Origin of the sequence: Streptomyces sp. NPDC015171, assembly GCF_043079545.1 — a bacterium.
Taxonomy (GTDB): Bacteria; Actinomycetota; Actinomycetes; order Streptomycetales; family Streptomycetaceae; genus Streptomyces.
The window spans coordinates 59,038-84,867 of record NZ_JBIBUO010000025.1 but is presented as its reverse complement, the minus strand read 5'-3'; the positions used below and the strand labels follow the sequence as shown (position 1 = coordinate 84,867).

20 protein-coding genes, 2 pseudogenes and 1 CRISPR repeat array are annotated in these 25,830 nt (G+C 70.0%); of the genes and pseudogenes, 7 read left to right on the top strand and 15 right to left on the bottom strand.

Going from position 1 to position 25,830, the window contains the following annotated elements; genetic code table 11:
• The 3 genes and pseudogenes from ACF073_RS38195 to ACF073_RS38185 form a co-directional block, all read left to right on the top strand.
• On the top strand, positions 1-1,044 hold a 1,044-nt coding region (locus ACF073_RS38195; protein WP_392076098.1), incomplete at its 5' end, for a helicase associated domain-containing protein.
• Complete coding sequence (locus tag ACF073_RS38190; protein WP_392076097.1) at positions 1,044-1,292, top strand: hypothetical protein; 249 nt, start codon at positions 1,044-1,046, stop codon at positions 1,290-1,292. The genes ACF073_RS38195 and ACF073_RS38190, both read left to right, overlap by 1 nt.
• A 244-nt stretch (positions 1,293-1,536) precedes the next feature.
• Positions 1,537-2,358, top strand: a pseudogene (locus ACF073_RS38185) (IS5 family transposase).
• Here the strand turns inward: ACF073_RS38185 and ACF073_RS38180 are convergent.
• Positions 2,355-2,768 (bottom strand): hypothetical protein, encoded by a 414-nt coding sequence (locus tag ACF073_RS38180; protein WP_392076106.1) that lies wholly within the window; start codon positions 2,766-2,768, stop codon positions 2,355-2,357. The pseudogene ACF073_RS38185 and the gene ACF073_RS38180 overlap by 4 nt on opposite strands.
• 144 nt (positions 2,769-2,912) lie before the next feature.
• Entirely contained in the window at positions 2,913-3,470 is a 558-nt protein-coding gene (locus tag ACF073_RS38175; protein WP_392076096.1) for a hypothetical protein, read from the bottom strand.
• Positions 3,471-3,604: 134 nt separating this feature from the next.
• Here ACF073_RS38175 and tpg point away from each other — a divergent pair, with 134 nt between their 5' ends.
• Positions 3,605-4,507: a telomere-protecting terminal protein Tpg gene (tpg, locus tag ACF073_RS38170; RefSeq protein ID WP_392076104.1), complete on the top strand. Its 903-nt coding sequence runs from the start codon at positions 3,605-3,607 to the stop codon at positions 4,505-4,507.
• Positions 4,508-4,540: 33 nt separating this feature from the next.
• On the opposite strand, the gene ACF073_RS38165 is transcribed toward tpg, so the two are convergent.
• The 11 genes and pseudogenes from ACF073_RS38165 to ACF073_RS38115 all read right to left on the bottom strand — a co-directional run bounded on the left by ACF073_RS38165 (position 4,541) and on the right by ACF073_RS38115 (position 18,400).
• Positions 4,541-5,620, bottom strand: a complete 1,080-nt coding sequence (locus ACF073_RS38165) for a hypothetical protein (RefSeq protein WP_392076095.1) — start codon at positions 5,618-5,620, stop codon at positions 4,541-4,543.
• 46 nt (positions 5,621-5,666) lie between these two features.
• On the bottom strand, positions 5,667-6,410 hold the full coding sequence (locus ACF073_RS38160; protein WP_392076094.1) for an AAA family ATPase: 744 nt from the start codon (positions 6,408-6,410) through the stop codon (positions 5,667-5,669).
• Positions 6,407-8,016, bottom strand: a pseudogene (locus ACF073_RS38155) (Mu transposase C-terminal domain-containing protein). The gene ACF073_RS38160 and the pseudogene ACF073_RS38155 overlap by 4 nt, the downstream one beginning before the upstream one ends.
• 166 nt (positions 8,017-8,182) lie before the next feature.
• Positions 8,183-9,337, bottom strand: coding sequence for an AAA family ATPase (locus tag ACF073_RS38150; protein WP_392076093.1), 1,155 nt, complete (start codon positions 9,335-9,337; stop codon positions 8,183-8,185).
• 327 nt (positions 9,338-9,664) lie between these two features.
• Positions 9,665-10,183: a CRISPR direct-repeat array (repeat unit 28 nt; unit sequence GGGGCCATCCCCGCAGGCGCGGGGAGCA).
• A 99-nt stretch (positions 10,184-10,282) separates the two neighbouring features.
• Positions 10,283-10,666 (bottom strand): fic family toxin-antitoxin system, toxin component, encoded by a 384-nt coding sequence (locus ACF073_RS38145; RefSeq protein ID WP_392076092.1) that lies wholly within the window; start codon positions 10,664-10,666, stop codon positions 10,283-10,285.
• Positions 10,663-10,914: a plasmid mobilization protein gene (locus ACF073_RS38140; RefSeq protein ID WP_392076091.1), complete on the bottom strand. Its 252-nt coding sequence runs from the start codon at positions 10,912-10,914 to the stop codon at positions 10,663-10,665. The genes ACF073_RS38145 and ACF073_RS38140 overlap by 4 nt, the downstream gene beginning before the upstream one ends.
• Positions 10,915-13,346: 2,432 nt before the next feature.
• Positions 13,347-14,057, bottom strand: a complete 711-nt coding sequence (locus ACF073_RS38135) for a type I-E CRISPR-associated protein Cas6/Cse3/CasE (RefSeq protein ID WP_392076090.1) — start codon at positions 14,055-14,057, stop codon at positions 13,347-13,349.
• Positions 14,054-14,914 (bottom strand): type I-E CRISPR-associated protein Cas5/CasD, encoded by an 861-nt coding sequence (gene cas5e / locus ACF073_RS38130; RefSeq protein ID WP_392076089.1) that lies wholly within the window; start codon positions 14,912-14,914, stop codon positions 14,054-14,056. The genes ACF073_RS38135 and cas5e overlap by 4 nt, the downstream gene beginning before the upstream one ends.
• Positions 14,911-16,281 (bottom strand): type I-E CRISPR-associated protein Cas7/Cse4/CasC, encoded by a 1,371-nt coding sequence (locus tag ACF073_RS38125; protein WP_392076088.1) that lies wholly within the window; start codon positions 16,279-16,281, stop codon positions 14,911-14,913. Before ACF073_RS38125 ends, cas5e begins: the two co-directional genes overlap by 4 nt.
• Positions 16,278-16,880 (bottom strand): type I-E CRISPR-associated protein Cse2/CasB, encoded by a 603-nt coding sequence (casB, locus tag ACF073_RS38120; RefSeq protein ID WP_392076087.1) that lies wholly within the window; start codon positions 16,878-16,880, stop codon positions 16,278-16,280. The genes ACF073_RS38125 and casB overlap by 4 nt, the downstream gene beginning before the upstream one ends.
• Positions 16,877-18,400: a type I-E CRISPR-associated protein Cse1/CasA gene (locus tag ACF073_RS38115; protein ID WP_392076086.1), complete on the bottom strand. Its 1,524-nt coding sequence runs from the start codon at positions 18,398-18,400 to the stop codon at positions 16,877-16,879. Before ACF073_RS38115 ends, casB begins: the two co-directional genes overlap by 4 nt.
• 124 nt (positions 18,401-18,524) lie before the next feature.
• Between ACF073_RS38115 and ACF073_RS38110 the strand changes: the two genes are divergently transcribed.
• The 3 genes from ACF073_RS38110 to ACF073_RS38100 all read left to right on the top strand — a co-directional run bounded on the left by ACF073_RS38110 (position 18,525) and on the right by ACF073_RS38100 (position 24,549).
• The gene (locus ACF073_RS38110) at positions 18,525-21,431 is read left to right on the top strand and encodes a CRISPR-associated endonuclease Cas3'' (protein ID WP_392076103.1); all 2,907 of its coding nucleotides are present in this window, start codon (positions 18,525-18,527) and stop codon (positions 21,429-21,431) included.
• A 917-nt stretch (positions 21,432-22,348) separates the two neighbouring features.
• Positions 22,349-23,221, top strand: coding sequence for a pentapeptide repeat-containing protein (locus ACF073_RS38105; protein ID WP_392076085.1), 873 nt, complete (start codon positions 22,349-22,351; stop codon positions 23,219-23,221).
• A 521-nt stretch (positions 23,222-23,742) separates the two neighbouring features.
• On the top strand, positions 23,743-24,549 hold the full coding sequence (locus ACF073_RS38100; RefSeq protein ID WP_392076084.1) for an IS5 family transposase: 807 nt from the start codon (positions 23,743-23,745) through the stop codon (positions 24,547-24,549).
• Here the strand turns inward: ACF073_RS38100 and ACF073_RS38095 are convergent.
• Both ACF073_RS38095 and ACF073_RS38090 read right to left on the bottom strand, forming a co-directional pair.
• A complete protein-coding gene (locus ACF073_RS38095) occupies positions 24,467-24,997 on the bottom strand; it encodes a hypothetical protein (protein WP_392076102.1) in 531 nt (176 codons plus the stop codon). The two genes, ACF073_RS38100 and ACF073_RS38095, sit on opposite strands and share 83 nt — an antisense overlap.
• A gap of 32 nt (positions 24,998-25,029) precedes the next feature.
• Positions 25,030-25,500 carry a LysR family transcriptional regulator gene (locus ACF073_RS38090; protein ID WP_392076083.1) on the bottom strand — a complete coding sequence of 157 codons (471 nt, stop codon included), beginning with the start codon at positions 25,498-25,500 and terminating at the stop codon, positions 25,030-25,032.
• Positions 25,501-25,830: the final 330 nt, after the last annotated feature.

Genomic DNA, 25,830 nt, shown 5'->3' with positions numbered 1-25,830 from the left:
CTGCTGAAGTTCAGCACGCCCCGTGACCCTGCCCAGCTGGCAACGTTCATCAACCTGCGGGTGCTCCACCCTGAGCATCAGCACTGGCGGCGCGGGGTGGAGGCGGCTGTCATCTACGCCCGCGAGCACGGCGACCTCCGCGTGCCGTTCACGTTCCGCGTGCCCGCCGTCGACGACCACGAGGCGGAAGCCACCGGGTGGCCGGCCTCGCTCGCCGGGTTCCCGCTGGGGCAGTGGACCGCTGACGCCAGGAGGTTCTACGCCCGCGGGGATATGGACGAGGATCGCGTCGCGCAGCTGGAGAAGCTGGGCATGGTGTGGTCGCACTTCGACGTCGCGTGGGAGGAGGGCCTGTCCGCCGCGCGCGGGTGGGCGGCTGAACACGGACACCTCCTGGCCCCGCTGGACGCCACCTACCAGGGCGCGAAGGTGGGCATCTTCCTGAAGAACGCGCGGGCTGCCGCCCGCAAGGCCACCGAGAACGAGCAACGGCGCGCAGAGGGGCTGCCGGTGGAGTCGTCGGCCGGGGCGCTGTCGGACGAGCGGCGCGAGCAGCTGGAGGAGATCGACGCATCATGGTGCCCGAGCTGGCCCGTGACGTGGCAGCGCTGCTTCCACCTGGTCCGGATGCACCTGGACGCCAGCGAGCCGCTGCCCACCGAGGTAGGCGAGGTCTTGCGCCAGGGCGAGGATCTCGGACGATGGGTGGGGTCGGTGCGGCTCGGCTGGGACGAGCTCACGGCCGTGCAGCAGTGGATGTGCGAACACGTCCTCGGAATCGAGCCCGCGACCGAGGACGAGAAGCCCAAGCGCCGCACGCAGGCCGACAAATGGGCCTTGAACTACGAGGCCGCCAAGCAGTTCTACGAGCGCGAGGGGCACCTCCAGGTCCCCAGGAAGCACGTCGAACGGATCGTCGGCGAGGACCAGGAGGAGAGGGAGTTGCGGCTTGGCGCATGGATCAACAACCAGCGCAGCCGGGCCGCGACGCTGACACCCGAGCGGATGGAACAACTCTCCAAGATCGGCATGCGGTGGGTGTGATGGGCCTCGTGGCCCACCGCGGCCGCCGCGCTCGCGGCGGCTATCTGCTCGGGCAACTTCGCCCGTGGCAGCACTTGGGCGACCGGGCGGGCGATCAGGTCCGCTTCACCGGGGCGTGGGTCCGGAGCGGCGCCGCCCGCCAGGCCGTCGTCGTCCTGGCCCACGCCGTCACCGCGCCGCGCACCAGTCTGGGTGTGATGCGCGCCCCGGCCGCTGAGCCCAGGGTGCCGGCACGCGATCCGGACTGAGCCGGCCGCCGCGCCCGGGAAACCAAGGGAGGCAGCGAGCAGCACGGCGGCCACGCGGACGGCCAGGAGCCGCGCGCCACACCAGCACGAGGCCACCGAGGCACGGTCCGTCGTGTTGCAGGCTCGCGGGCCGTAGAGGCCAGTGCAAGCTATTGCGCGTCGACGCAGGGCCCTTACTGATCGTTTCAGAATGAGTTGAGCTGCGGACCTTGTGCTCGACGATCTTGGTCGGCAGGGTGTCCGAGTGCATGCTGATCTTGTTCCGGACGACCTCTGGGAGCGGGTGGCCCCGTTGCTGCCACCCGCTCCCGAACGACGCCACCGGCATCCCGGGCGGTTGCGTGTTCCTGACCGAACAGCACTCGGCCGGCGTCCTGTTCGTGCTGCGGACTGGTGTCGCCTGGCGGGACGTCCCGGCGGAGACAATAGGCTGCTCCGGAGTGACGGCCTGGCGCCGGCTGCGGGACTGGACCGAGGTCGGTGTCTGGCCACGCCTGCATGCTGCCTTGCTGACCGAGCTGCGCCGCGCCGGTCTACTGGACCTGGACGACTGTTCCGTGGACGGATCGCACGTCCGGGCCCTCAAAGGGGGGATCACGTCGGCCCTTCACCCGTCGATCGCGCCCGCCCCGGCTCCAAGCACCACCTGATCGTCGACCGACAAGGAACCCCACTCGCCGTCACTTTCACCGGCGGCAACCGGCACGACGTCACCCAGCTCCTGCCCCTGCTCGACGCCGTCCCGCCGATCCGGGGACTGCGGGGACGCCCCCGCCGTAAACCTCGACGCCTGTACGCGGACCGGGGCTACGACTTCGACAAGTACCGCCGCCTGCTGTGGAAGCGTGGCATCAAGCCGTTGATCGCGCGACGCGGCGCCGCTCACGGTTCCGGACTGGGCAAGGTGCGCTGGGTGGTCGAGCGCACCTTCTCCTGGCTGCACCAATTCAAACGGCTCCGAACCCGCTACGAACGACGGGCCGATCTCCACCAGGGCCTGCTCGAACTGGCCTGCAGCCTGATCTGCATTCGACGTCTTTCCAGCGCTCCCAGGGTGATGGGTTAGGAGTCCGAGCGCAGCCCCAGGGCGCTGTGCTGAATGAGGCCGGCTGGAGCATCGGAGCCTGACTCCCGGCGCGTCAACTCGACCAACTTCGTACGGAGGTCTGTCGCCGGCTCGCCAAGCACGATGGCGCTGATCACCAGCTCAAGCATGACGCAGTCGTAGGCGTCGTCCGTTCCTCGATAGCGTTCGGCGTCCCGTTCAACTACGGCACTGCCGATGCGCCATCCACCGCCATCGACAGGCGCGAAGGTCGCCGCGAAGGTTCCGTTACCCGTCCAGCTTCGGTGCAGGAAGACGACCTTGCCCTCCGTGAAGACGTCCCACTTCTCGTCCATGTCCCGCGACGCATAGCCGAGCTGGATCCGCTTCCAGTCGTCATCGGACCAGATCCGCTGAGGCAGCTCCGGCATCGGCTGAGGAGCCGCTATGGGCTGGATACGACCGGAGAACGTGGACCGGGTTACGCGTTCGTCAGCAGGCATGGAGTGATCCTACGGACGAAGCCAGGCGTCCCAGCATCCCGTCCCTCACGGACCTCTTTGTGAAACGACCTGTTAGGCGCGGAAGCGCGCGCGGGTTTCCGGCCAGGGCGTCGCGCTGTCGTGGCCGGAGCAGCCGGCGCCTCCGCAAAGGGAGCGTGAGCCGGGCATTGGCTTTCCGTTGTGCAGTGCCACCCGCCCGTACGCCTCGTAACGCTCGCGGCCGTCCTCGCTCTGCACCAGATCGTTGGCCAGCTCCTGCTTGGTGCAGCGTGCGAGATCCGCGCGCGAAATGCGGCACCTCCTGAGGATCATGGCCATGATCTCCGTCTTGGAGTGGTTGTCCATCAGAGCGTTCCTACGCTGCAGGAGTTCATTGGCGAGCTCGACTTCGGCTGCGGGAGTCGGCGTGACCGCCCTGCGGATGCTCTCAGGGTCCTCGTCCGCGGGAAAGAGCATGACGCAGTGATCGTGCGGCACGGCAACAGCGATCAGGCCCGGATTCTCGGCCTGCGCCTCGGCGGCATCACGTACCCAGTTGAGGGCTTCGTGGTAGCGGAGGTCTGTGCCCTGCTCGCGTGCAGTGCGTTGGAGTTCGCGGGCGCGCTGCTGCTCAGTGGTGCGCTTGGTCATGGACGGGTCCTCTCGGCACCGGGTCCTCGCCCCCACACGGCAACCCCGCTCGATGGATCGTCAAGGTGCTCGTCAAGCGGTCCGTCGATCCCGGAAGACCTTCCACCAGTGGTCCGGGCAGTGTGGGTGTCCGGATGCGGTGTGGGCGTCGGCGAAGCCCAGGGCGTCAGCCCCGCGGGCAGGATACCGGCTCGGCCGCCGGCTCTTCGCCCTCGCCGGAGATGCGGGCGACCAGGGCGGTGGCGCTGTCCGCATACGGATCGATGGCTCATGTGCGTGCCGAAGGACAGCACCGGGATGCTGGCGACTCCGTCGTGATCCGTGCCGTCGGCTTGTCGCCGGTTCTCTCCAAGGGCTCATATCTTGCGGCAGCCAGTGCTGTCCCGAGAATGCAAGAACGGGCAGGCAGGGGCAGGCGACGTGGGAGAACTGACACGACGGACTGCAGATGGCGGCCCTGGCCGCTTCGAGAGGCGGATGTGGGACATATCGAGCAGGGGTTGGAGCGCGCGTTAAGCACCCGGCCCGTTCCTGCAAGCACCGAGGCCCGCCTGCGATTTCTGCTGGCATCACAGGGTGGTTCCACTCGGCAGGTCGCCACCGTGCTGGAGGTGTCGCAGCGCACTGTGCAGCGGTGGGTGACGAAGAAGCCAGGAGCGCGTCGTCCGCCGGGTCCGCTGCAGGTGCAGGCGATCGAGGAAGCGGTCCTGGCCCGGTGGCAGCCCCGAATACGGGCCCGTCGACGCGCCCAGGCAGAGGCGGAGGGCTTCGTCTTCCATACCAGGGCGCGATTCGGGTTCGCCGCGCCGGCAGGGTCTTCGGACGATCCGCGGGTGCGGTGGATCACCCAGGACCTGCCGGGAGAGGCAGCCCGGGAGCTGTTCGCCGCCCGGGACGCCGGCGCGGGCGAGCAGCAGCAGACGGTGATCCTCGCCCGCGCTCTGGGACACGCCTACTTCCGCGAATGGGGCCGCCGGGCCCACGGTCTGCACATCGCTTTCAGCGACGTCGAGTTCGCCGACTTCTCGATCGGTTGAGCCTTCCCCTTCGAGCGAAATGCGTCAGGGGGTTCAGCGTCGCGAGGGCCTGACGCGACTGGCCGGCATGGCTTCGTAATGCTCGGCTTCCTGCCGCTCGCGCCAGTCCCACTCCACACGGCCGACCGGGCCTTCGCGGCGGGCTGTGGGCGGCTGGGGCGGGCGCAGCTTGGCCGTCTCCGCCACGCGCAACAGGTGCGCACGGTCACCTGGCGCGGCGAGCAGTTCCTGGTCCTCGCCGGAGACGAGCCGGGTGAAGCAGGCCGCCGCTCGCAGGAAAGCGCCCGCCCAGGGTGGTACGGGGTGGGCGGCGCAGCCGTCGGTGTAGCGGGCGCGGTCATGGAGGGCGAGCGTGGCCGCGGCGGTGTCGTAGTCGCGGGGGCGTGCGGTGGCGAGTTGCTGGAGGGAGGCGCCGGTGAAAAGCGCGGCGGCAACGGCCGCAGCCAGGCGAGGATGTGCGGTCGCCGCGTGCAGTCGGTGGGCGACTTTCTGGGCGGTGTGCGCGGTGAGAGACACGGGCGGTGGGCGGTGCCGCCAGATGATCGGGGGCGGGGTGCACGGATCGGTGCATGGGCGAGGGCTGTCGTAGGAGATGAGGCGTTCCAGTGCGGGCAGGGTGAGCCACCGGCCGGCCGTCCCGGCGGACTCATCTGCGAGCGGGGGTTCGGCGATAGGCATGCCGTAGTAGTGGCGGCGGGCTGCGTCGAGGTCGGTGGTGAGGGAGTAGTCGGCTGTCTGCAGGGCCTGGTGCAGGGCGGCAGGAAGGCGGGGACGGTGGCAAACCAGGGTCAGGTGGATACCGGTGAGGGCACGCAGCTCCAGGAGTCGCATTGTGCGGTGGGTGGTGAGGCGGTGGGCGCGCAGGACGGTCAGCCGGCTCACGGACAGAGCGGTCATCCAGGCCGTGGCGGCTTCCCACGCGGGCTGACGACCGCCTGGAAAGCGGCCAGTGAGCAGGGGCGGTTTGTTCAGGGCGGCGAGAAGGTCGTGGGCGAGGCCGGTCTCGCTGGTGGTGCCCGGTGCGGGGTGCAGCGTGATCCGGCCGGACGGCGGATGGTGGGCGGCCAGGGCGGTGTGGGTGTGGATGACGTCGTCATCGCGGTCGATGACCACGGTGACAGGCGACGGTGGCGCGGCGAGCGGCATGGCGGTGCGGTGGTCAGGCGAGGCGGCTGAAGGCCCACCGCAGCAGCTCCTGGTCGACGCGGGGGCGGCCGGTGCGTGCCAGGGCGGTGCGGGTGTGCGCGGTCAGCTGGGCCCAGGCGCGGAAGTTGCCATGTGCGGCGTGGCTGTCGGCGAACGTGATGTCCTCGGGGTCGGCGTCGGCCCAGACCGGGTGGAACAGCGGGATCACCTCGAGGACCTCGTCGGGTGTGAGGCAGGTGAACTGCTGCCAGATGAAGACACGGGAGGACAGCATCGGTTCGCGGCGCAGCACGGTGTGGCAGCCCGCGCCGCCGACGAAAATGATGGCGAGCTGGGTGGAGGGTTCGTCCCACAGGTAGCGGAAGTATTCGAACGCCTCACCGTTGAGCCACTGGGCCTCGTCGACGAGGAAGGTACGGGGGCGTTCGGCCAGGGCCGTCTTCAGCAGGCGGTCGAACTCGCTGGGGTGGCGCGGTGGCTCGCCGGCCAGGTCGAGCGCGGTGAACAACTCGTAGCGCACCGCGCGGGCCGTGGGCCGGGCCCGGAAGGTGATCTTGCGGACGTCCTCGCCGGGCTCGAGTCCCCGCAGGCAGGTGTTGACGGCGAGAGTCTTGCCGAAGCCGGCCCCGCCGTGGATGCACATCATGGCGCGGGCGGCGACCGTGTCGGAGATGTTCTCCCGGGCGGTGAGCAGAGCCCGGGTGGTGACCACGGACGCATCGGGCAGGTCGACGTACTGGTAGGTGGCCGCGGTCACGAGGCGTCTCCGTCTCCATCGGTGGTGGGACGTGCGGCCCGCCCGCCCGGGCCGTCGGGGGCGGAAGCGCCAGCACGGCCGGGCGGGTACCAGACGGGCGGGTCTGGCGTGGTCAGCGCGGCCAGGGAAGCCGGGGTGCGCCAGTCGGCCGGGGGCGCGGCGGGCGGGATGACGTCCGGCAGCGCGAGCTGCGCGAGGTCGGAGTCGGCAGTCTGGGCAAGTTCGGCCTCGACCTGCGTGTTGGTCAGCGCGCCGAGCCGCTGCGGGGCGGCGGGCTGGTTCACAGCGGCGTAGCGCTCACGCTGCGAGGCCTCCAGGTCCTTCTTCAGACGGCGGGCGCGAGCGGCCCGCGCCCTTCGTACGGCGCTGATCTCTTCGTCGGTGGCCTGGTCGGCCAGGTCCGCAGGGCCCAGGTAGCGGCCGGTGGTGGCGTGGTAGATCTCGATGCGGTGGTCGTGGTGGGGCATGAAGCGGATGCGGACCTGGATCCCGGTCTGGCCGGTCATCCACGGCCCCACGTAGTCGCGCCTTTTGAAGCGGATGCCGCGGGCGGTCAGCGTGCGGGTGCCGGCGTCCTCCAGGGTGAACGTCCACAGGTCAGCGGCCGGCACATCCCGCAGCGGGGTGGGATCGTCCTGCCACGCCTGAAGCGGGGTCTTGCCCCGCAACGGCGCCGGGCGGTGCTCGGTGTTCCACCAGAGCGTCCAGGCCAGAAGCTGGGTGGTGAAGTCCTGAAAGCCCAGCAGCACTTCGTCCTTCGGACGGGAGGAGCGTTTGCCGGGGAGCGGCTGGCGGGCGTAGCCGGGCAGCGAGGCCAGGAACATGCTCTCCACCGCCCGGTTCAGGCCCTCCACCGTGCCCTTGAGGTGGGGGGTGTAGGCGGGCAGGTCCTCCACCGTCACGTCCAGGAGATCGAAAGCGGCAGTCACTGTCCGGGACAGGAAGTCCTTGCCACGGTCCACCCGTACCTTCTCGGGCACGCCGCCGAACGGGCCGTAGGGTTCCTCACGCAGGACCGCGGAGCGCAGCGCGGCCAGCACCGACTCCCGCGACGGGTCTCCCGGCGTGACCGCGACGCCGGTGATCGCGTTCGTCGCGCCGTCGGTTAGGTGATCCATGGCCTGCGGGCCTTGCCCTCGACGTCGACCAGCACCGGGGCCTGCGTGTGGTCGGTCTCCCACACCTGGTTGCGCCAGCCACGCGGCCGGGCCAGGAATACGTCGTGCTTGCGCGCCGCCCGCTCCCCTCCCGCAAGACCCGCCCGCTCCCCCGGCGTCAGATCACGGCGGATCGCCCGGTGCAGCGTCGTCAGCGACGGTGCGTCTGCAGGCGGAGACTGCCTGGCAGCACGCAGGACCAGTTCGCGGTGGACCGCCCGCACGTTCCCCTTCCACAGCGCCAACAGTCCACGGACCTCGGGCGTGACCGTGAACCTCGCATCGACCCGGGAGCGTGCGCCGGGGTAGGCGGCTGCGGTCTCATCGCTCTGAGCGGTGGCCAGCCATCGCCACACCGTGCGCTCCGACACTCCGAGCGCATCCGCGGCCACCCGTACGTGGACTGCTGTCAGCTTCTTCCCTGCCCGCAGGGCGAGCAGCCGCCGCACCGCCGGGCCGCGCAGCGCCGTCCTCGACGCCGCAGGCAGTCCGCCGTCTGGGCGGATGGCGTCGCCGTCCTTCATGTCAGCTCCCCTCACGCGAGTGGGACGTCGTGTGCTTGCCGGTGGCCGGGAGCATGCGATCGCCCTCCCGTCTCTTGCAGGCGGGCTCCGTTCACAGTGGCGGCGCGACCCGCTGGAACAGCCGCCTCAGCAAGGGCCGGTCGATGGATGCATCAGCGATGGTGAGCAGCGCGTTCTGCAGGTGCGCAGTCAAAGCGGCCCACGTGCGGAACGTGCCGTGCGCGCACGACCGGTCGATCCACGTCAGATCCTGGGCCGGTACGGTGCGCCACAGCGGATGGAAGCCGCTCACCACGGTCGCCACTTCCGCTCCGGCCAGACGTGGAACCTCTTGCCACGCGCCGATACGCGATGCCAACTGCGGCAGCCGGGCCAGCGCCCGCTCGCTGCCCGCCCCGCACAGCACCAGCGTGATCCGCGTATCGGGGTGGTCCCACAGACTCTGCAGATACTCCAGGCACGGCACAGGCAGGCGCTGAGCCTCATCGACCACCAGCACCCGCACCTCACCCAGAGCCCCCACGACCGCGGCATCGGCCAGCGCCGACGTGTGCGGGAAGCGGCCCGCCAGCGCCAGCGCGTCGAATACCGCACGCCTCATGCCGGCCACCGACGGGCGCACCGGTACCGGCACCCACGTCACCTTCCAGCCCGGGGGCACTTCGCTGAGCGCCATCCGCACGGCGGCGGTCTTGCCCCGGCCCGGATTGCCGAATAGACACACCGCGCCCTGGGTCGCCATCGCCTGCCCGACCGCCTCGCCCACGGCCCGCACCGACGACGTCCGCACCAGCCGCGCTCCCGCCGGCAACGCCACACCCGCCACCGCGCCGCTCTCCCCCGCCGACGAGCCTGCGACCGCACCTGGCTCGGAGGGCGGCAGCCGGAGCGCAGCCACTTTCGCCGCGCCTCCCTCACTCGGTCCGGCCAGGGCGAGGTCAGCCTCCAAGTCCCGGCGCACCGCCCGGTGCAAGGAGGCCAGGGAGGGCACGTCGCCGCCGGCCGCCTTCAAATGCCGGTGCAGCGCCGCAACGTTCCCGCCCGCCTGAGCCAGTACCTCCCACGCCTGGTCGGACAACTCCAGCCGGGCCCGCGGCCTGCGCTCGACACGGCCCTCCGACCGCGCCGCATCCAGCCAGCGCCACACCGTGCGCACATTCACCCCACCGACCTGCGCGCCTGCACGCACGTGCGCCGTGGTCAACGCCCCGGCCGCCTCGAGCTCCAGCAGCCGTGCAACCAGCACCGGTCTGGACACCCTTAGCCCCGCCGTGACCTCACCCCACGCGCCCGGCTCCCCCACCCCGCCCCCTTCCGCCCGCGCAAGACCGACACGGACCACCGTGCCGCCGCGCAGCCCTCGGAAGGATCAGAAGTGCCGTTCTCAAGACAGTGGAGCGGAGTGGGGTGTACCGCCCGATGGCAGCCACGCCGCTACAGAAACCGCCCCACGACAGTGACCACGCTCTTCCTCAACGCCCGACCATCGAAAACACCCAACTCTGATGTGCCGTCACTGACACCCACCCACCGACACCAAACCGGCACATCGCACCTACCCGTGGCAGACCGCGGGGCCATCCCCGCAGGCGCGGGGAGCAGATGCGGAAGGTCTCGAAGTACGTGGAGGCGATGGGGCCATCCCCGCAGGCGCGGGGAGCAGGGAAACGTGGACGCCTACCCGTGGCAGACCGCGGGGCCATCCCCGCAGGCGCGGGGAGCAGATCTCGCGCGGGCGGCGGCGCAGCCGCTTGGCGGGGCCATCCCCGCAGGCGCGGGGAGCAGATGCGCGCCACCGAGATCACCGTCGGCCGGACGGGGCCATCCCCGCAGGCGCGGGGAGCAGGGTGACCGACGGCAGCGCGTCGCCCGGGGCGAGGGGCCATCCCCGCAGGCGCGGGGAGCAGGCGATGGGGGTGGCGCCGTGGAAGCCGAGCTTGGGGCCATCCCCGCGGGCGCGGGGGAGCAAGTCACGTCGCAGAGCGCGGAATCCTTCGGCCCGGGGCCATCCCCGCGGGCGCGGGGAGCGCAGGTCCACTGCACGTAGCCGCCGCCGGCCGCGCCGGGGCCATCCCCGCAGGCGCTGGAAGCACGGTGTGCCTGCAGAGGTGTAGCGGGCTGCGTGGGTACCACCCTCACGGCTGCGAGGAGCGCTCCACCCGGCCATCGTGGCAAGTTCCGCAAGTACGTCTCAGCCTTGTGACCGGGAGGTCCATCCCTTGATTTCGTCCGCTACTTCCCGCACGTCAAGCCCGTCCCGTGCGATCCGCTCGGCCAAGTCCGCGGCCTGTTTATGATCCACCGTCACCATGGCGCCGGACGCCGACAGATACGCGGCCGCGACGATCGCGCCGAAGAGTTCGTTGGCGTACTCCAGCGCGGGCACGCGGATCAGCTGGTGCATGAGCGCGGCCGCACCATGGTGGACCTGCGCGTACACAGGCCGGTCCATCACCTTGTCGGCGTGCCGGGCCACCGCCGCCTGAAGCGTGCCGAAGTCGTGGACGTCCGGGTCGCCGGGCACACTGCGGTGCGCGAGGTCCAGCAGCCAGGCACGGTCGATGTGCAGGATCACGCAGCCCGCCCGCGCGTCTCATCCGTGACCTCCGGGGCTGGGTGGCCGAACCGCTCAGCGAAGTACGGGCCCCACTCCTGCGCGAAGTGCTCGGCCGCGCCAAGGAACCGGTGCCGCAGGTCATTGCCCTCGTCAGCCAGCACCTGGCGGGCGTATTCGGATACGTCCATGCCGGCCGCCGCCGCCCGTTCCGCAATCACGTCGTACTCGTCCTGGTCCACACGAACGTTGATCTGCCTCTTCCCCATACCCGCCAGCGTAGCGGCCCGTACCCGCCGCTACAGCCGGTTCCACCGATCCCCCTACAGGCGGCACACAGCGCCGAGAAACAGCCACACCACCGGGCAAATGATGCCAAAGAGACCAACCCCGCAGGCGCAGGGAACACGCAGCCGAAGACGTCCAGACAGCACCCACTCCGGGACCCACCCCGCGGGACCGGGGAGCAGAGCGAGCGCCAAGGACCTGAAGGACGCGTGACGAGGCCATCCCTGCGGGCGCGGGGAGCAGCTGCCGCTGCGGATCGCACGGTTCGGTGTCCCGGGGCCATCCCCGCGGGGGCGGGGAGCAGCCGGCCCGCCAGATCAGATGGCGCACCACGTCGGGGCCATCCCCGCAGGCGCGGGGAGCAGGACTGCCCCCGGTGGTCCTTGCCGAACACGCCGGGGCCATCCCCGCAGGCGCAGGGAGCAGCGGAACCCATCGCGCTGGTCGGGGTCGGGACAGGGGCCATCCCCACGGGCGCGGGGAGCAGAGCATCACGCTTCGGGACGTGCTCATCCAGTCGGCGCCATCCCTGCGGGCGCGGGGAGCAGTGCACGCGGGCCGCGGTGCGGTCGTAGCCGGCGGGGCCATCCCCGCGAGCGCGGGGAGCAGCCCGCTTCCCTGGCGGCCGTGGTCCGACGCTGGGGGCCATCCCCGCGGGCTCGGGGAGCAGCCGTCCTCGCGATAGATGCCGGCCATGTATCGGGGGCCATCCCGCGGGCGCGGGGAGCAGAAACCAGTGCCGTTGTGCTTCTCCCAGATCACGGGGCCATCCCCGCGGGCGCGGGGAGCAGTGGCGCGTCCACTGGGACGGCCGACGCTGGGAGGGGCCATCCCCGCAGGCGCGGGGAGCAGGCGCCAGCCCCGCCCATCATGAGGACGTTCCTGGGGCCATCCCCGCAGGCGCGGGGAGCAGAGGAGCTGCTCCTCGTTGTCGACGGTCGGACCGGGGCCATCCCCGCAGGCGCGGGGAGCAGATCTCCTCGACGCGGCGCTGCAGCGTGTGGATGGGGCCATCCCCGCAGGCGCGGGGAGCAGGCAGGGCCTGACCCTGGGGCGCGGGCTCGGACAGGGGCCATCCCCGCAGGCGCGGGGAGCAGATCGTGCACGATGCCGTCACCCGTCTCGCACCGGGGCCATCCCCGCGGGCGCGGGGAGCAGGTGGTCGCGGCATAGACCTGCAAGGTCTCGAAGGGGCCATCCCCGCCGGCGCGGGGAGCAGGACGTTTCTGTTTCTGACATGGACGAGGAGCTGGGGCCATCCCCGCGGGCGCGGGGAGCAGGCCGTGGAGGCCGCCCCGCCTGCGCTCCGCCCGAGGCCATCCCCGCGGGCTCGGGGAGCAGGAGTTCGAGCCGTCGCGCGGCTCGAAGATCACGGGGCCAGCCCCGCAGGCGCGGGGAGCAGGCCGATGCGGCGCAGCGCGTTCACACGCTGCGGGGGCCATCCCCGCAGGCGCGGGGAGCAGAGGGCGTGGTCGACTTTCTCGGGACCAGCGTCGGGGCCATCCCCGCAGGCGCGGGGAGCAGGGGGGCGCGGCGGGGGCGCAGTTCGGAGTAGCGGGGCCATCCCCGCAGGCGCGGGGAGCAGTGTGGGGTAGTCCACGAACTTGATGTACACCTGGGGCCATCCCCGCAGGCGCGGGGAGCAGCGGTCCCGGCGCACTGTGCTGTCCGGACCCGGGGGGGCCATCCCCGCAGGCGCGGGGAGCAGGACCAGGCCGCGCCAGCGGCTTCGGGTCTGTTGGGGCCATCCCCGCAGGCGCGGGGAGCAGGCGGCCGTGGTCCACTGCTTGTGAACGGGGACGGGGCCATCCCCGCAGGCGCGGGGAGCAGTTGCCGTGGCCACCCGGGGTAGCTGCCTGATTGGGGCCATCCCCGCAGGCGCGGGGAGCAGGACAAGCACGTGCAGATGCCGATTCGGAAGGAGGGGCCATCCCCGCAGGCGCGGGGAGCAGATATGGCCCGCACCGACAAGCAGTGCGCACAGGGGGCCATCCTTGCGGGCGCGGGGAACACCCCACCAACTCCACCTGGATGACGTTCAGCGTGGGACCATTCCTACGGACGCGGGGAGCACTCACCAGGGCCGCGACTCCTACGCCCGCCACGAGGGACCATCCCGCGGTCGCAGGCAGCTGTTGCACGCCACGACTCGGCCCGGCACACTTCTGCTTCTGGGCACCATCCCCTCTCGGGTGGTGCAGTACTCCTTCTCCGATCAGAAGCCGGATAAGTACCGTGGACCATCTCGCCCTGCGAGGGGGATGGTCGTGGCATCCCTGCGTCAGGGGACGCGGGTTGGTGGTAGTCCCTGCCAGCGCGGGGAATCGGTCGATGTCTTCGTGTGCATCTGGCCGATCTCCGCTTGCGCGGAGAATGTGACCGGCCGGAATCGGGGAGTCCGGCCGGTGGGATGTTACTTGCGTACAAGGATGAGGCCAACTCCGTAGGAGCGCGCTTTGCCAAGCCCGTCACTGAGGGTACGCGTGAAAGTGGCTGGATCAGTGACGGTGAGCTGTCCTCGCACTTCTGCGCGGACGATTTTCAAGCCCTTCTTCACCGTGGAGACGAGTGGCGGCAGCATCGCGGTGGTGATCCGGGCCGGATCGGCGTCGGCCCCGATCCGTTTGATGCTGGACGGCCCGATGGGGGCCTCGCCTTCGGGCTGGAGCCGCTGCGTGAACCACTCGGCCGCGTGGTGCGGGGACATCGTGGCCGTACGCCGTCCGCGCTGGCCTTTCTTCGGGCCGTCGGGCTGCATGACAGCCCGGACAGGATTGATGAACGCACGGAAGGTGTAGGTGTCGCCCGCCTTGATCGTCTGGTCGACGCGGATCAGGTGGGGGGCTTCCAGGCGTGCGGCGCGGGGTACGGCTGACCAGTCGGGGGTGACGCGGGCCTGGGTGATGAGGGTCAGGGTCTGAGCGCGCAGGTTGACCGTCCAGGCGGAGAGTACGCCCATCTGCGAGCGTGCGTCGCCGTCGCCTTCGGGTACCCAGCCCCGGTGGCCGCTCATGACGAGGCGGTGCATGTCGTGGACGTCGTTCATGGCGCGGATGACGTCGGGGTGGCGGGTGTCGAGGGTGAGGACACTTTGGGTGGCGACGAAGCGCGTAGGTGTGCTCACGGGAGGGGCGTCCATTCGATGGTCGGGCTGGGGGTGATGCGGGTGCGGATTTCCCAGCGGGTGGCGTGGGTGCGGTCTTCGGGGTGGAAGGTGACGGGCTGGTCGTCGATGGGGACGGCGCGGGGGGCGCCGGGCGGTGCGTCGATCCACGCCCAGGGGCGTGGTGTCGTGGCTTCGCGGAGGAGGGGGGTGTGGGTGAGGACGTGTTCGAGGGTGCCGGGGTGGACGCCGCCGGAGAGGTCGCCGGTGGGCGGGCAGGATTTACGGCCGAGCCAGATGAGTCTGCGGGGGTGTTCGAGGTGGTGGGAGATGGTGTTGAGGAGGGTGGTGTCGTGGTGTTGGACGGCGGCGACGAATGCTGCGTCGGCGAGGTACCAGCGTTCGGTGACGGCGGGGTTTCGCAGGACGGCTTTGGCTGCGGTGAGTAGGTGGCCGGTGTCGGGGTCGGCTTCGATGTACTTGGGCGCTCCGTACCAGCCGTCGATAGTGTGCTGGCCGAAGTGGGTGCCCGTGGCGTCTTCCAGGGTGGTGGCTTTGGCGGCGCGACGGTGGTCGGTGATGAGGTCGCGGGGGCGTAGGGGGTAGGGGCCGCCGCCGACTACGTGGAAGTCGCGGTAGGGGGTGCCGGGGCGGTCGGCGCGGACGCCGTAGCGGAGTTCGGCGAGGGGGCCGAGTGGGTCTTCGCGGTCGTAGCCGAGGGCGGCGGCGATGAGGCCGATGACTGCAGCTTTGGTGGGGCGCATGTGAGTGGCGCGGCGTTCGAATGCGCCGGAGGTGCCCCAGGCTTGGAGGGGGCCTGCGAGGCGGATGAGAAGCGTGGCCACTTCCCTGCCTGCGCGGGGAGGAGTGCTGGTCATGCGGTGAGTTCCTCCAGGGTTGTGGCCTCGGAGGCGGGGAGGGTGCCGTCGGCGGTGAGCTGGTCGATCAGGTTTTGGATGTCGAGGTCGTAGGTGAGGAGGCGGCCGGGGGTGGCGTCGGTGCGCTTGGTGGTGATGAGGCGGTGGTGGTCGAGGAGCCGTTTGGCGCCGGCGAGGGCGGCGGGGCCGTCGGAGGTTTCATCGATGTGTGACTGGAAGGCGGCGGCGTAGAAGTAGGGGCGGGCGCCTTCGTGGGCCAGGACGAGGTTGGGGAGGGTGCCGGTGGATGCGGTGCTGTTGGCCTTGGCGCGGGGGACGGCGTCCACGAATGCCTGGATGAATTCGGCTTCGGCGGCCTGCGCGGCGATCTCGGCTTCGTCCTCGGTCATGCCGGCGGTCTGGAGGTTGACGCGGAGCTTGTGTCGGTCGAGGGCGGCGTGGCGGTAGAAGGTGCCGGAGATGAGTGACTGGTAGCCGGTCATGCCGGCGCCGGCGTTGTCGGCGGCGTCGAGGAAGTCAAGGGCGTTTTCGCGGCGTTCGAGCTTGGCGTCGTCGGCGGCGGCGTAGAAGTCGTCGATGTGCTCGGCAGGAGCGATGGTGAAGGCCCAGGAGTGCTGGGCGGCGCCGTCCACGGTGCGCAGCTCGGCGACCTCGGCGAGGAAACGGCCGAAGATGGTGATGTCGACGGCGTCTCGGGGGGCGAATGCGGTGAGGATGCCGGTGCGGAGATCTTTGGGCAGCGGCGGGATTTTGACGTCCTCCTCCTTCTCCTTCTCCTTCTCTTCCTTGGTGGCGGGCTCGGCCGGCGCGTCGGCGTCGGCGCTGGTGGCCTTCTTCCGTGCGTTCTTCTTCGCGTTTCTCTTGGCCTCCTCCTTGGCGGCGGCTTCTGCCTTGGCGGCCGTGTACTCGGTCAGCCACTCGTTGAAGGTGTCGGCGTGGGTGCTGATGTGATCGGCGATCCGGTCGCCGGAGTCCTCGGGTGCGTAGAAGAGCACCTTGGTGAGGAGGGCGGTGGATTCCTTCTCGCCGAACTTCAGGCCGAGTCCCTCGAGTGCGGCCTTGGCGGCGTAGATGGCCTGGTCGGGGTTCCAGTCGTGGTTCTTTACCAGGGCGTCTCGGGTGAACAGGGCCCATTCGCGGGTGCGCCTGCCGCTGCTGTAGGAGGCGAGGGGGCCTTCGCCACGGTTGGCGCGGTGGCGTGAGTGGGTGCGTTCGGCGCGGCGGCGGGCCTGGGCGGAGATGGCGGTGCGTTCGGCGCCGCCGTAGACGAATGCTTTGGGCTGGCCGTTTTCGTCGCGGACGGGGAGGGCGGCGGCGAAGGTCTCCAGGGCGTGCAGGGACAGGTACTGGGGCGTGCTGTCGGTCATTTGGCTGCTCCGTTCGGGCGGGCGTGCGTGCTGCGGCGGCGGGTGTAGAAGTCGTCGCCCCACTCTTGGGGGGTGGGGCGTCCGCGGTCTGTCCACTGGGTGAGGTCGGTGATGAGATCGGCCCAGGAGGGCGGTGTGGTCTCGCCGGCGCGGATGCGTTCGATAGCGTGCTGCAGGTGGCGCCAGGGGATCTGGCGGGCCGGGAGGATGCGCATCATGAGGCGTTCGGCGCCGGGGTTGGAGGGACCCCGGGCTCCGTCGTAGCCGATGGCGCGGATCGCGGTGCCCATGCTGCCGCGGCCGTAGTGGGGCTTGGTCCTGCCTGCGTGGTAGCGGGCGAAGAGGAAGCCGACCTGGCGGTAGAGGGCCCGGTGTTCTTCGGTGGGGGCGAAGGCGCGGGCTTCGAAGTGGGTGGGATTGTCGGCGGTCGCTGGACGGCGCAGGTCGGCCAGTTTGCCGTACTGGTGGGTGTGGACGAGGCTGGCTAGCCAGGCGACGTACTGGACCGGCGCGGGCGTCGGGTCGGCGGCAGCCGGGGTGGGCTGTTCGGCGTCGGGCGGGGGGCTGGGCTCGGAAATCTCGAAGAGCGGCAGGGTCATGCGGGCTGCTCCTTTCGCAGGTATGCGGGGGCCTTGCGGGGGTTGTTGAGGATGTCTTCGAGTTTTTCGCGGGCCTCGGTGGAGGCTCTATGGCCCTGGCTGCTGGGGGGCAGGGAGCGGAGCCGGTCGGTGAGGAGGCGTTCGGCGTTCGAGCGGACCTCGGTGGCGTACGCGGTGAGGGCCTCGGGGACGGAGGTGCCTTCCGCGGTCTCGTCCAGGAGTTCGTGGAAGAGGGGTTCGGTCGCGGCAAAGTGTTCGCCGGCGGCTTTGAAGCGGGCCAGCTGGGACTGTTTGTCGGCCGGCTTGGGGTTCGGGTAGGCGATCCGCCAGGCGGCGTAGGCGGCGTCGTCCAGGGCTGCGGCGACGTACTCGGCGATGGCGCAGCCTTCTTCGGATGCCTGGCGCAGGGCGGTCTCGCGGCCGGGAATGTAGGGGAAGGCGTCGTTGACCCAGGCGATGAGCTTGCCAGGCCTGGCGAGGAGGCCGACGGTCCACAAGGTGACGCGGTGGCCTTCGGGGAGCGTGGCGAGGCGGCCGTAGAGGTCCATGCCCTTTTCCCGGCGTGCGGTGGCCGCGTACAGGGAGTGGGCTTCCCGCCACAAGGCGCGCGCGGCGGATGCCTTGAGGGGCGTGTTTTTCTCGATCACGGCGTCTTGGAGGGCGCTGGCGTGGGTGAGGTCCACGATGTCGCCGGCTCCCATGAGGACGCGGTCGACTCCCCAGCTGCCGTCGGGCTGTCGGATGGGGCGGGTGAGGATGGACCGGCCCAGGATGCTGTGCAGGTCGGCCGGGCCGTCGGGGATGCGGGCGGTGGGCTTGGCGGTGAAGGAGCGGCGCGGCCGGTCGGTCCAGGTGTAGTTGTAGCTGCCGGGGTCGCCGTCGTGGGGGTGCAGGTTCAGACGGAGGGTGTCGCCGAGGGTCCGGCCGAGCGCGGTGACGTGGATGCGTTGCCCGGCCCGGCACATGGCCTGGTTGTTGAGGGCGGCGCCGAGAAGATTGCCAGGGATCATGCCCCGGCCGCCGTTGCCGCAGGTGTGCTGGGTGATGACGGCCATGAAGGCGTCGGCCGCGGTGAGGGGCTCGCCGTGGTGGAGGTGGTGCCGGTCGAAGAACTGCACGTAGTCGCCGACGTGGTGCATGACGATCTGTGAGGTGCCGACGCCGTGCCGGTTCATGAACGGGGCCAGCAGCGCGTTCTGGAACAGTGGCCGTTCCGGGTGGAAGAAGTTCCACTGCTCGTCGGGCTGCTGCCTGAGCCAGTCGGCGACATCGGTGAACGGCCGACGGCCGGTGACCCAGCTCCGCCATTCGCTGCTGGTCTCCGGATAGACGTCGGCCGCGTATGAGACGGCCCTGAGCAGCTCCAGCATGGCGAGGGTCTCGCCGGGGTGGCGTCCCGCCACGCCCTGGTGGTCGTCGGCCTTCTCAAAGGCCTCGATGAGGCTGAGGGGGCTGGGCAGACCGGCCGTTGTCAGTGCCGGGAGGCAGGCTTGGGTGCGGGGATCCCAGTGCGGAACCACGTCACCTCCTTCGGATGAATGTCATCCTGCGCATCGTTGGTTGCCGTAGTGTGCCGGGCAAGGACCGTAGCAGCGAACGGAGTTGAGGGTGAGCGGTCTTCAAAAATTGCTCAGCACCGTGGTAATGGCGTGGGGCAAGACCGACCTGAGCGGTGACAGTGCCAGGCGCGGCGGCCCATCGTGGACGCCGCTACTCGCTCACCTCCTGGACGTCGCTGCCACAGCGGGCGTCCTGTGGGACCTGCACCTTCCCCCACACATCCGCCGGCGGCTGACGCAGGCGTTCGGCGCAGGAAGCGAAGCGACCGCTCGGAAGGTGGTGATGCTCCTCGCGGCCCTCCACGATCTCGGGAAGGCATCCAGCTGCTTCCTCGGGCAATGGCAGCACGGCCGGGGAAATGCCCGGGCGAAGCAGCAGGCGAAGGCGTGGGAGGAACAGGCCCGCACGGCGGGTCTCCCCCTCGGTGACGACCTGGCCCACGCCTTCTACGCACGGCACGAGCACATCACCGCCGTCGTGCTGCCCCGGCTGCTGGGCTGCGCGTGCACGGAGTGCGGCGGCACCGGCGAGCGCCATGAGGGTCTGCACGATGCGGCGGTACTGCTCGGCGGCCATCACGGGCACATCCCGCACCCGGAGACCGTCGACCGGGCCCGAGGGGCCGCACCGGTCGCACAGTGGGAGGACGTACACGCGGCGATCGTGCAGACGGTGGCCGACGCCATCGGACTCGACCTCGCCACCGTGGCAAAGGTGGTCGACCCGGTGCGGCCTTCCGCGCGGATCGCCTTCCTCTACCTGGTGTACCTGGCGGACTGGATCGCCTCCGACCCCGAGTTCTTCCACTTCCGTACCCACACCACGCCGGTCACCGACTGGTGGCAGGCCGCCCTGCAGGAGGCCGACCAGGCGGTGCGGGCCCGGCGGCTCGTCCGCTGGCAGGCGCGGCCCGTGACATGGGAGGAGATGTGGCCCGACACCCCGGTGCCCCGACCGTTCCAGGCCGACGGTATACGGCTGGTACCGGCCGCGGAGCAGACCATGGTCGTGGTGGAGTCGGACACCGGATCCGGCAAGACCAGGCTGGCGCTGTGGATAGCCCACCACCTGGCGCGCACGTGCGGGTACAGCGGCCTGTACATGGCGCTGCCCACCCGAGCGGCCGGCAATCAGGTCGCCGCGGAACTGAGGAAGTTCCTGAAGTCGGTGCTGGAACCGGGCGAGGTGCAGAACATGGCTCTCGTGCACGGAACAGCACAGGCCACGGACCTCGTACACCAGCTGATCGACGCCCACCAGGCGCAAGGAGATCCGCTGACCGACCTGTCCAGCACGGTGGAAACGGCCACCTGCACCGACGGCGGCCTGGCGGTGCTGGACCCGTGGTACCTGCGACGCTGCCTCGCTCTCGTAGCCGGGTTCGGAGTCGGGACGATCGACCAGATCGCTCTCGCCCCGCAAGGCTCACGGCACTGGGCACTGCGGCTCGGTGCGCTGATGTGCAAGGTCGTCATCATCGACGAGGCACACGCCTACGAGCTCTTCCAGCAAAACCTGCTGGGCGCTGCGGTGGAGTGGCTGGCGGAGGGCGGCGCGTCGCTGGTAGTGCTCTCTGCGACCCTTCCCCGCAGCATCCGCAAGCAGCTGACGGCCGCCTGGCGGCGCGGCCTCGGAAAGACCGGCGACGACGACGGAAGCCGGGGGCCGATCATGGTGATCGACCACAACGGCCGGCTCCGCCGCGGCGGACCGCTCCCCGAAGATCCCAAGACACCCAAGCTCCTGACCGCCATCGAACTGAGAGAGGATCCGGGCGAGAAAGACCTGGTCACAGGACTGCTGGCTCAAGCCCGCGACGGCGGATGCGTCGTGGTCCGCAGCACGCGTGTCGACCCCTGCCGCTCCCGATTCCGGGAAGCGGTCCGCCTCGCCCGCGCAAGCGGCTGGCAACCGGACGAGATCCTCATCCTGCACGGGATGCTGCTCCCCCGTCACCGCCTGCTGCTGGAAACCCGGCTCGCCGACCTCCTCGGCCCCGGCCCCGAAGGACACCGCAACCCCAACCGGCCGCACCGGCTCCTGGTATTCGCAACAGGAGTGATCGAACAGTCCCTGGACCTGGACTTCGACCACGGTGTCACCGACCCGTGCCCCCTCGACATAGCCGTACAGTTCCGCGGCCGGATCCACCGGCACGCCGTCAACAACCCGCACCGGCCACCCTGGTGCCGCACGACACGCCTCATCATGCTGTGGCAGCAAGATCCGTACGGTCTGCCCATCGTGGAACCCCCCGACTTCCAGGCTGGGCGGCCAACCGGCACCTACGACGGTCTCGTCTACGCCCCCTACGTCCTGGCAGCCACCTGGCACACCCTCACTCAACACCGAGACGACGACGGGATCGTGCGGCTCCAGACCCCCCGCGACTCCGCATGGGCACTGGAAAACGTATACGGGGAACCCATCCAAGGCGCAGGCGCCGCGCAAAAGCTACTCGACCGCACCCACGCCGCCTACCTAGACGCACTAGCCGACGAGGCCGGCCAGGCCGAAGAGCGCATCTTCCGCCCCTACACCCGCCGGCGGCGCACCCCAACCGCCACCTACGAACTCGCCTCCGGACACGCCCAAGGAGACGGCGACAGCGGAGGCATGACCGGGATGGCTGCCGTATCCCGCCTCGGAGAAGAATCCGTCGACTGCCTGATCCTCTACCAACAGCCCGACAACACCCTCACCTACGACCACACAGGCCTGCTGAAAGCCGACCTCGCCCAACGCTCCCCCACCCGAAACGTGAGCGCATACCGGCGCCAGCAAAAAGACTTTCTCGCCAACACACTCGCCATCCCCAAACGCTGGTGGAACGGCCGACGCCGCCTCCAACCAATCATGGACTGGCCCAAACACCCCCAACCCGCCCTCAAAAACAAACCCGTCATCCTCGTCGCCCCGGACGGCGCCTGCCTCAGCGGCCCCCTCGGCAGACTCCGCTACGACTACACCACCGGACTCGAACGCATCTGACCACCCACCCCCGACCCATGTGCCGATCAGCCTCCCGTCGACAAACACCCTGCTCCCCGCGCCCGCGGGGATGGTCCCGACGTCTTGCGGAAGGCGACGGCGCGCTCTGCCTGCTCCCCGCGGGCGCGGGGAGCAGCTCGGTAGCGCTTACTACGTGGATAGGTACCGTGACCAGGCCAAACGAGATGGCACCGCTCCAAATAGTCCGGGGCATGGCAGACCTCCAGTACGCCCCGATCCCTCCCAGCCTAAAAGCAGCACCGGCACCAGGCACCCGAGCAGCACCTGTCCGCCACGGCGTCAGGGTTCGCCAGGGCGCTGACCAGCCGTGGTCGCAGTCATGGACGGGGCGGCCACAGCGTGGTCGGCGCCGTGGACGGTCTACTCGGTGGTGTGGTCGGGGTCGGGAAGCTCCAGCGGGGAGTACCGCCCCAAATCTCCGCCTAACAGCCGCCCCCTGACCGTCGGCGCTTGCGACTCGCCATTCAGTCTGTGCTCTCCCCAACTTTCCTCCCATTCCCTGGGTTTGCGCCGCTATGGTCCCTCTATGGAGTTTTGGCAGGCGGCTCTCTGGGGCCTCGCCGGTGGGGGAGCGGCCTCGCTCCTGTCCTTCATGACGGCCGTGGTGTCGTCTGGGTATTCCTGGCCCTGGCGCAAGAAGAACAGACGCGGGGGCGGGGAGCTAGGACCTCGGCTGTTTGTGATGGCCACCGGGGCAGTCCTGGGTGCCGCGGTGGCAGCGGCCGCACACGATCAGATCATCGGCGCCTGGCCGGCTTTCGCCTTCGGTGTCGGAGCCCCCGCCGCGCTTCGCGGCCTACTCTCCGGTGTCGAAGTCGCACCTCGCGCTGCTCCTGCCCCCATTAATAAGCCAGCGTCGAGTCAATCCCTTACCGCCTCCGACCCGGGAGAGATTCGTGAAGACGCATCGTGACAGCCTGCTGGGCCGTCTCGCCGTGACTGCTCGCCCCTCCCAGCCATGGCTGCACCTTCGTGCTTCCCCGTGGTGGCGCCGAGTGCTGCTCGCGGCCGGTGCGCAGCAAGCACCCTGGCCGCAGAGCCTTCGCAGCATGGACTTGCGCGGCACAGATCTAAGCGGTCTAGACCTGCGGGGCGCAGACTTGAGCCAGGCGAATCTGCGCGGCGCAGACCTCCATGAGATGGACCTGCGCAAGTCCATCCTGCGTGGCACGGACCTGAGCGGCGCGGACCTGCGACGCACGATCCTGCTGGGCGCGCACCTGGAGGGAGCGGACCTGAGCCATGCGAACTCGGATTTTGCGCTCCTAGGCATCGCAGACCTGCGTCGCGCCCGCTTGACCGGCGCGCAGCTAGTCGGCACGGACCTGAGGGGCGCAGACCTGCGCGGCGCGCGCCTAGTCAAGGCGGACCTGACCGGCGCCCGCCTAATCAGCGCGAACCTGAGCGGCGCGGACTTGCATCAAACGACCATGCTGGCCGCGAAACTGAGTGACGCGGACCTGAGCAACGTGGACCTGAGAGGTGCCAATCTGAGCGGCGCCGATCTGCACGACGCGAACTTGAGTGGCGCGAACCTGAATGACACGGACCTGTACAGCGCCGACCTGAGCGGCGCCGACCTTCGCAGCGCCGACCTGAGCGAAGCGAATCTCATACACGTCACCTGGTCAGAACGAACGCTCTGGCCTGATGCCCTGGCCTCGCAGATGCGGGCACGCTCCGTTCCAATCGGAGGTGGCAAATGGCGTGTGGAGGGCGAGGGTAGCAGCGACGCCTCCCTGGAAGTGCCGCCCGTGCCCGTGCACTGACACGACCCGTTCACCCTCGCCTGCCGTGGTTCGGGCTGTTGGTGGGTGGGGTCAGGGTGCATCGCCGGAGTAGTACAGGCGGCAGCTCACGCCCGGGCCCGGTGTGCGCGGCTCGCCGGGGCGCGGGTCGTACAGAGCGCGCCCGCCGGGGAACTGCCCGAGTTCGGTAGACAGGGGTGGCAACATCAACGAGCAACGGGCTGCGCTCGCCCACCAGTTAGGCCACCTGGTTGGCCACACAGCACGCCCCTAACTGCCTGTTCTCTATCCGTTCGCGCGGTCGGACAGGTTCGAACGGGAGCCTGGTTCGGGTGAGTCGTCCGGGGTGAGTGCATGGAGGAAGGGCCTCTTGGTAGCTCGCGGATGTCGAGTCCAGCGAGAAGCAAGAGGCCCTGTTGTCGAAGTGTCGCGTGGTCCTGGTTGCCGAGTCCAGTTCGTCCACTCGTGGGTGTGACTGCCTCGCCCACAGGTTCGGGAACGCGGTCGACCGGCCGCAGCGCCGGCCCCGGTACGGCTCGGACATGAGCGATGCCGAGTGGGCCGTGGTGAAGGATCTGCTGCCGGTTCCGGGCTGGCTTTCGGGCCGTGGCGGGCGTCCAGAGGGCTACTGCCACCGGCAGATGATCGACGCAGTGCGCTATCTCGTCGACAACGGCATCAAGTGGCGGGCGATGCCCGCGGACTTCCCGCCCTGGCCGCGCGTCTATGCCTTCTTCGCCCGCTGGCGGGATAAGGGACTGGTCACCGAGCTGCACGACCGGCTGCGGGAAGCCGTCCGCGCCGGCGAAGGCCGCAGCACCGAGCCGAGCGCGGGGGTCGTGGACTCGCAGTCGGTGAAGGCGGACGCCACCGTCACCTTCGGCTCACGGGGCTTCGACGCGGGCAAGAAAATCAACGGTCGCAAGCGGCATCTGCTCACCGACACGCTCGGACTTCTCCTGGCCGTGCTGGTCACACCGGCATCCGTGACCGACCGGGACGGCGCCCGGTCCCTTCTGTCGGCGGCGGCCGGCCGCTTCCGGCGGCTGGCGCGGGTCTGGGCCGACGGCGGCTACACCGGCCACCTCACCGACTGGACCAGCCAGCATCTCGGGCTCGTCCTCGACATCGTCCGCCGCGGCGAGGACGCCCGCGGGTTCCAGCCACTGCCCCGCCGCTGGGTCGTGGAACGGTCCTTCGCCTGGTTCCTGCGCAGCCGCCGCCTGGTCCGGGACTACGAACGACGCACCGACACGAGCGAAGCCGTCATCCGCTGGTCGATGATCGCCCTGATGAACCGCCGCCTGGCCGCACAGCCTCATCAATGCGCTGTTCTGCCGGCAGGGTGAACCTCCCGGGCTTTGCCTCCACCAGCCAGCCTCGTTCCACCAGCCGCTTCAGCCGTGCTCTCGCACCCTCGACGCGTGAGGCCGAAGCGCTGTCCCAGCCGAGTACCACGGCCGCCCGCCGGGCACCCAGCCCGTCACCCCCGGCCTCAGCCGCGGCAGCCATCAGCGCCCGGTAGTCCACCGACAGGTCTTCGACCCCGGCCGCATTCTCCCGATGCGGCACCGCACGGCGCGGGCCCACCGGCTTCCTCGGCGACGCGCCAACGACCGTCTCGGCCGGCTGATCCTCCTCGGCGAGCGCTTCCAGATACTGCTCGAGGCCGATCGTCCGAAGCCTGAGAACCTCCTCGGCATTCGTCAAGGCCGCCCGCAACCGATCCAGTTCGGCTTCGAGCTCCTCCACTCGCACGGCAGCAGCCTTCCGCCGCGTCTCCAGGACCGCCCGCATCAACGGCATCCGCCACCCCCACGCCGACTCGATCAGCAACGAATCGAGACTCCCGCCACAGCCGCAATCTCATGCCTGACCAGCGGAATCCGCACACGGCATTCGGAAAGCGGACGACCTCTCAGGTCGAACTCGTGGACCGTCACCGCCACGTGCGGGTGCCGCGCACGGAAGGCTGCCACCAGACGGCTGCCCACCAGGTCGGCCGCGTCGGCCAGCGACCCGACCGACAGCGCGGGCGTGCCGGCCTCGCGCCGGACACGGCTCTGTATGACCTCGACCCGATCGAGCACGGCCGCCGCCTCCTCGCGCAGCACCTCGCCGGCCGCGGTCAGCGTGACCCCGGACCGGTTCCGTTCGAAGAGGACGACGCCGAGCTCGTCCTCGAGCTGCCGGATGGCCCGGCTCAGCGGCGGTTGAGTCATGTGCAGGCGCTGCGCGGCCCGCCCGACGTGCCTCTCCTGCGCGACCACGCTGAAGTAGCTCAGCAGTCGAAGATCCACCGTCCCACTCTACTGCCGGCGCTATCCGACGGCCGCCGGGAAGTCCGAGCAGACAAGCCAGTTCTCCAGCCGGGCCCTGACCTGGTGCACCTGCTCTTCGTCTGCATGGACAGGAACAGGCCGCAGGGTCTCAGTACACGGTTCGTGCCAGGCGCGAGCCCGGCGCGTGGCCGGGCGGGGAACAGGCCGAGCAGGGTCATGAGGTGGTCGCGATCGATGCAGTCAAATGCCGCCGACAGGTCCGCGTCCAGAACCCACAGACGTTTCGGGTTCTTTCCCTTCACTGTCCAGAAGATCGCGGATATCAACCAACGCGGCTCCTGTGCCCCT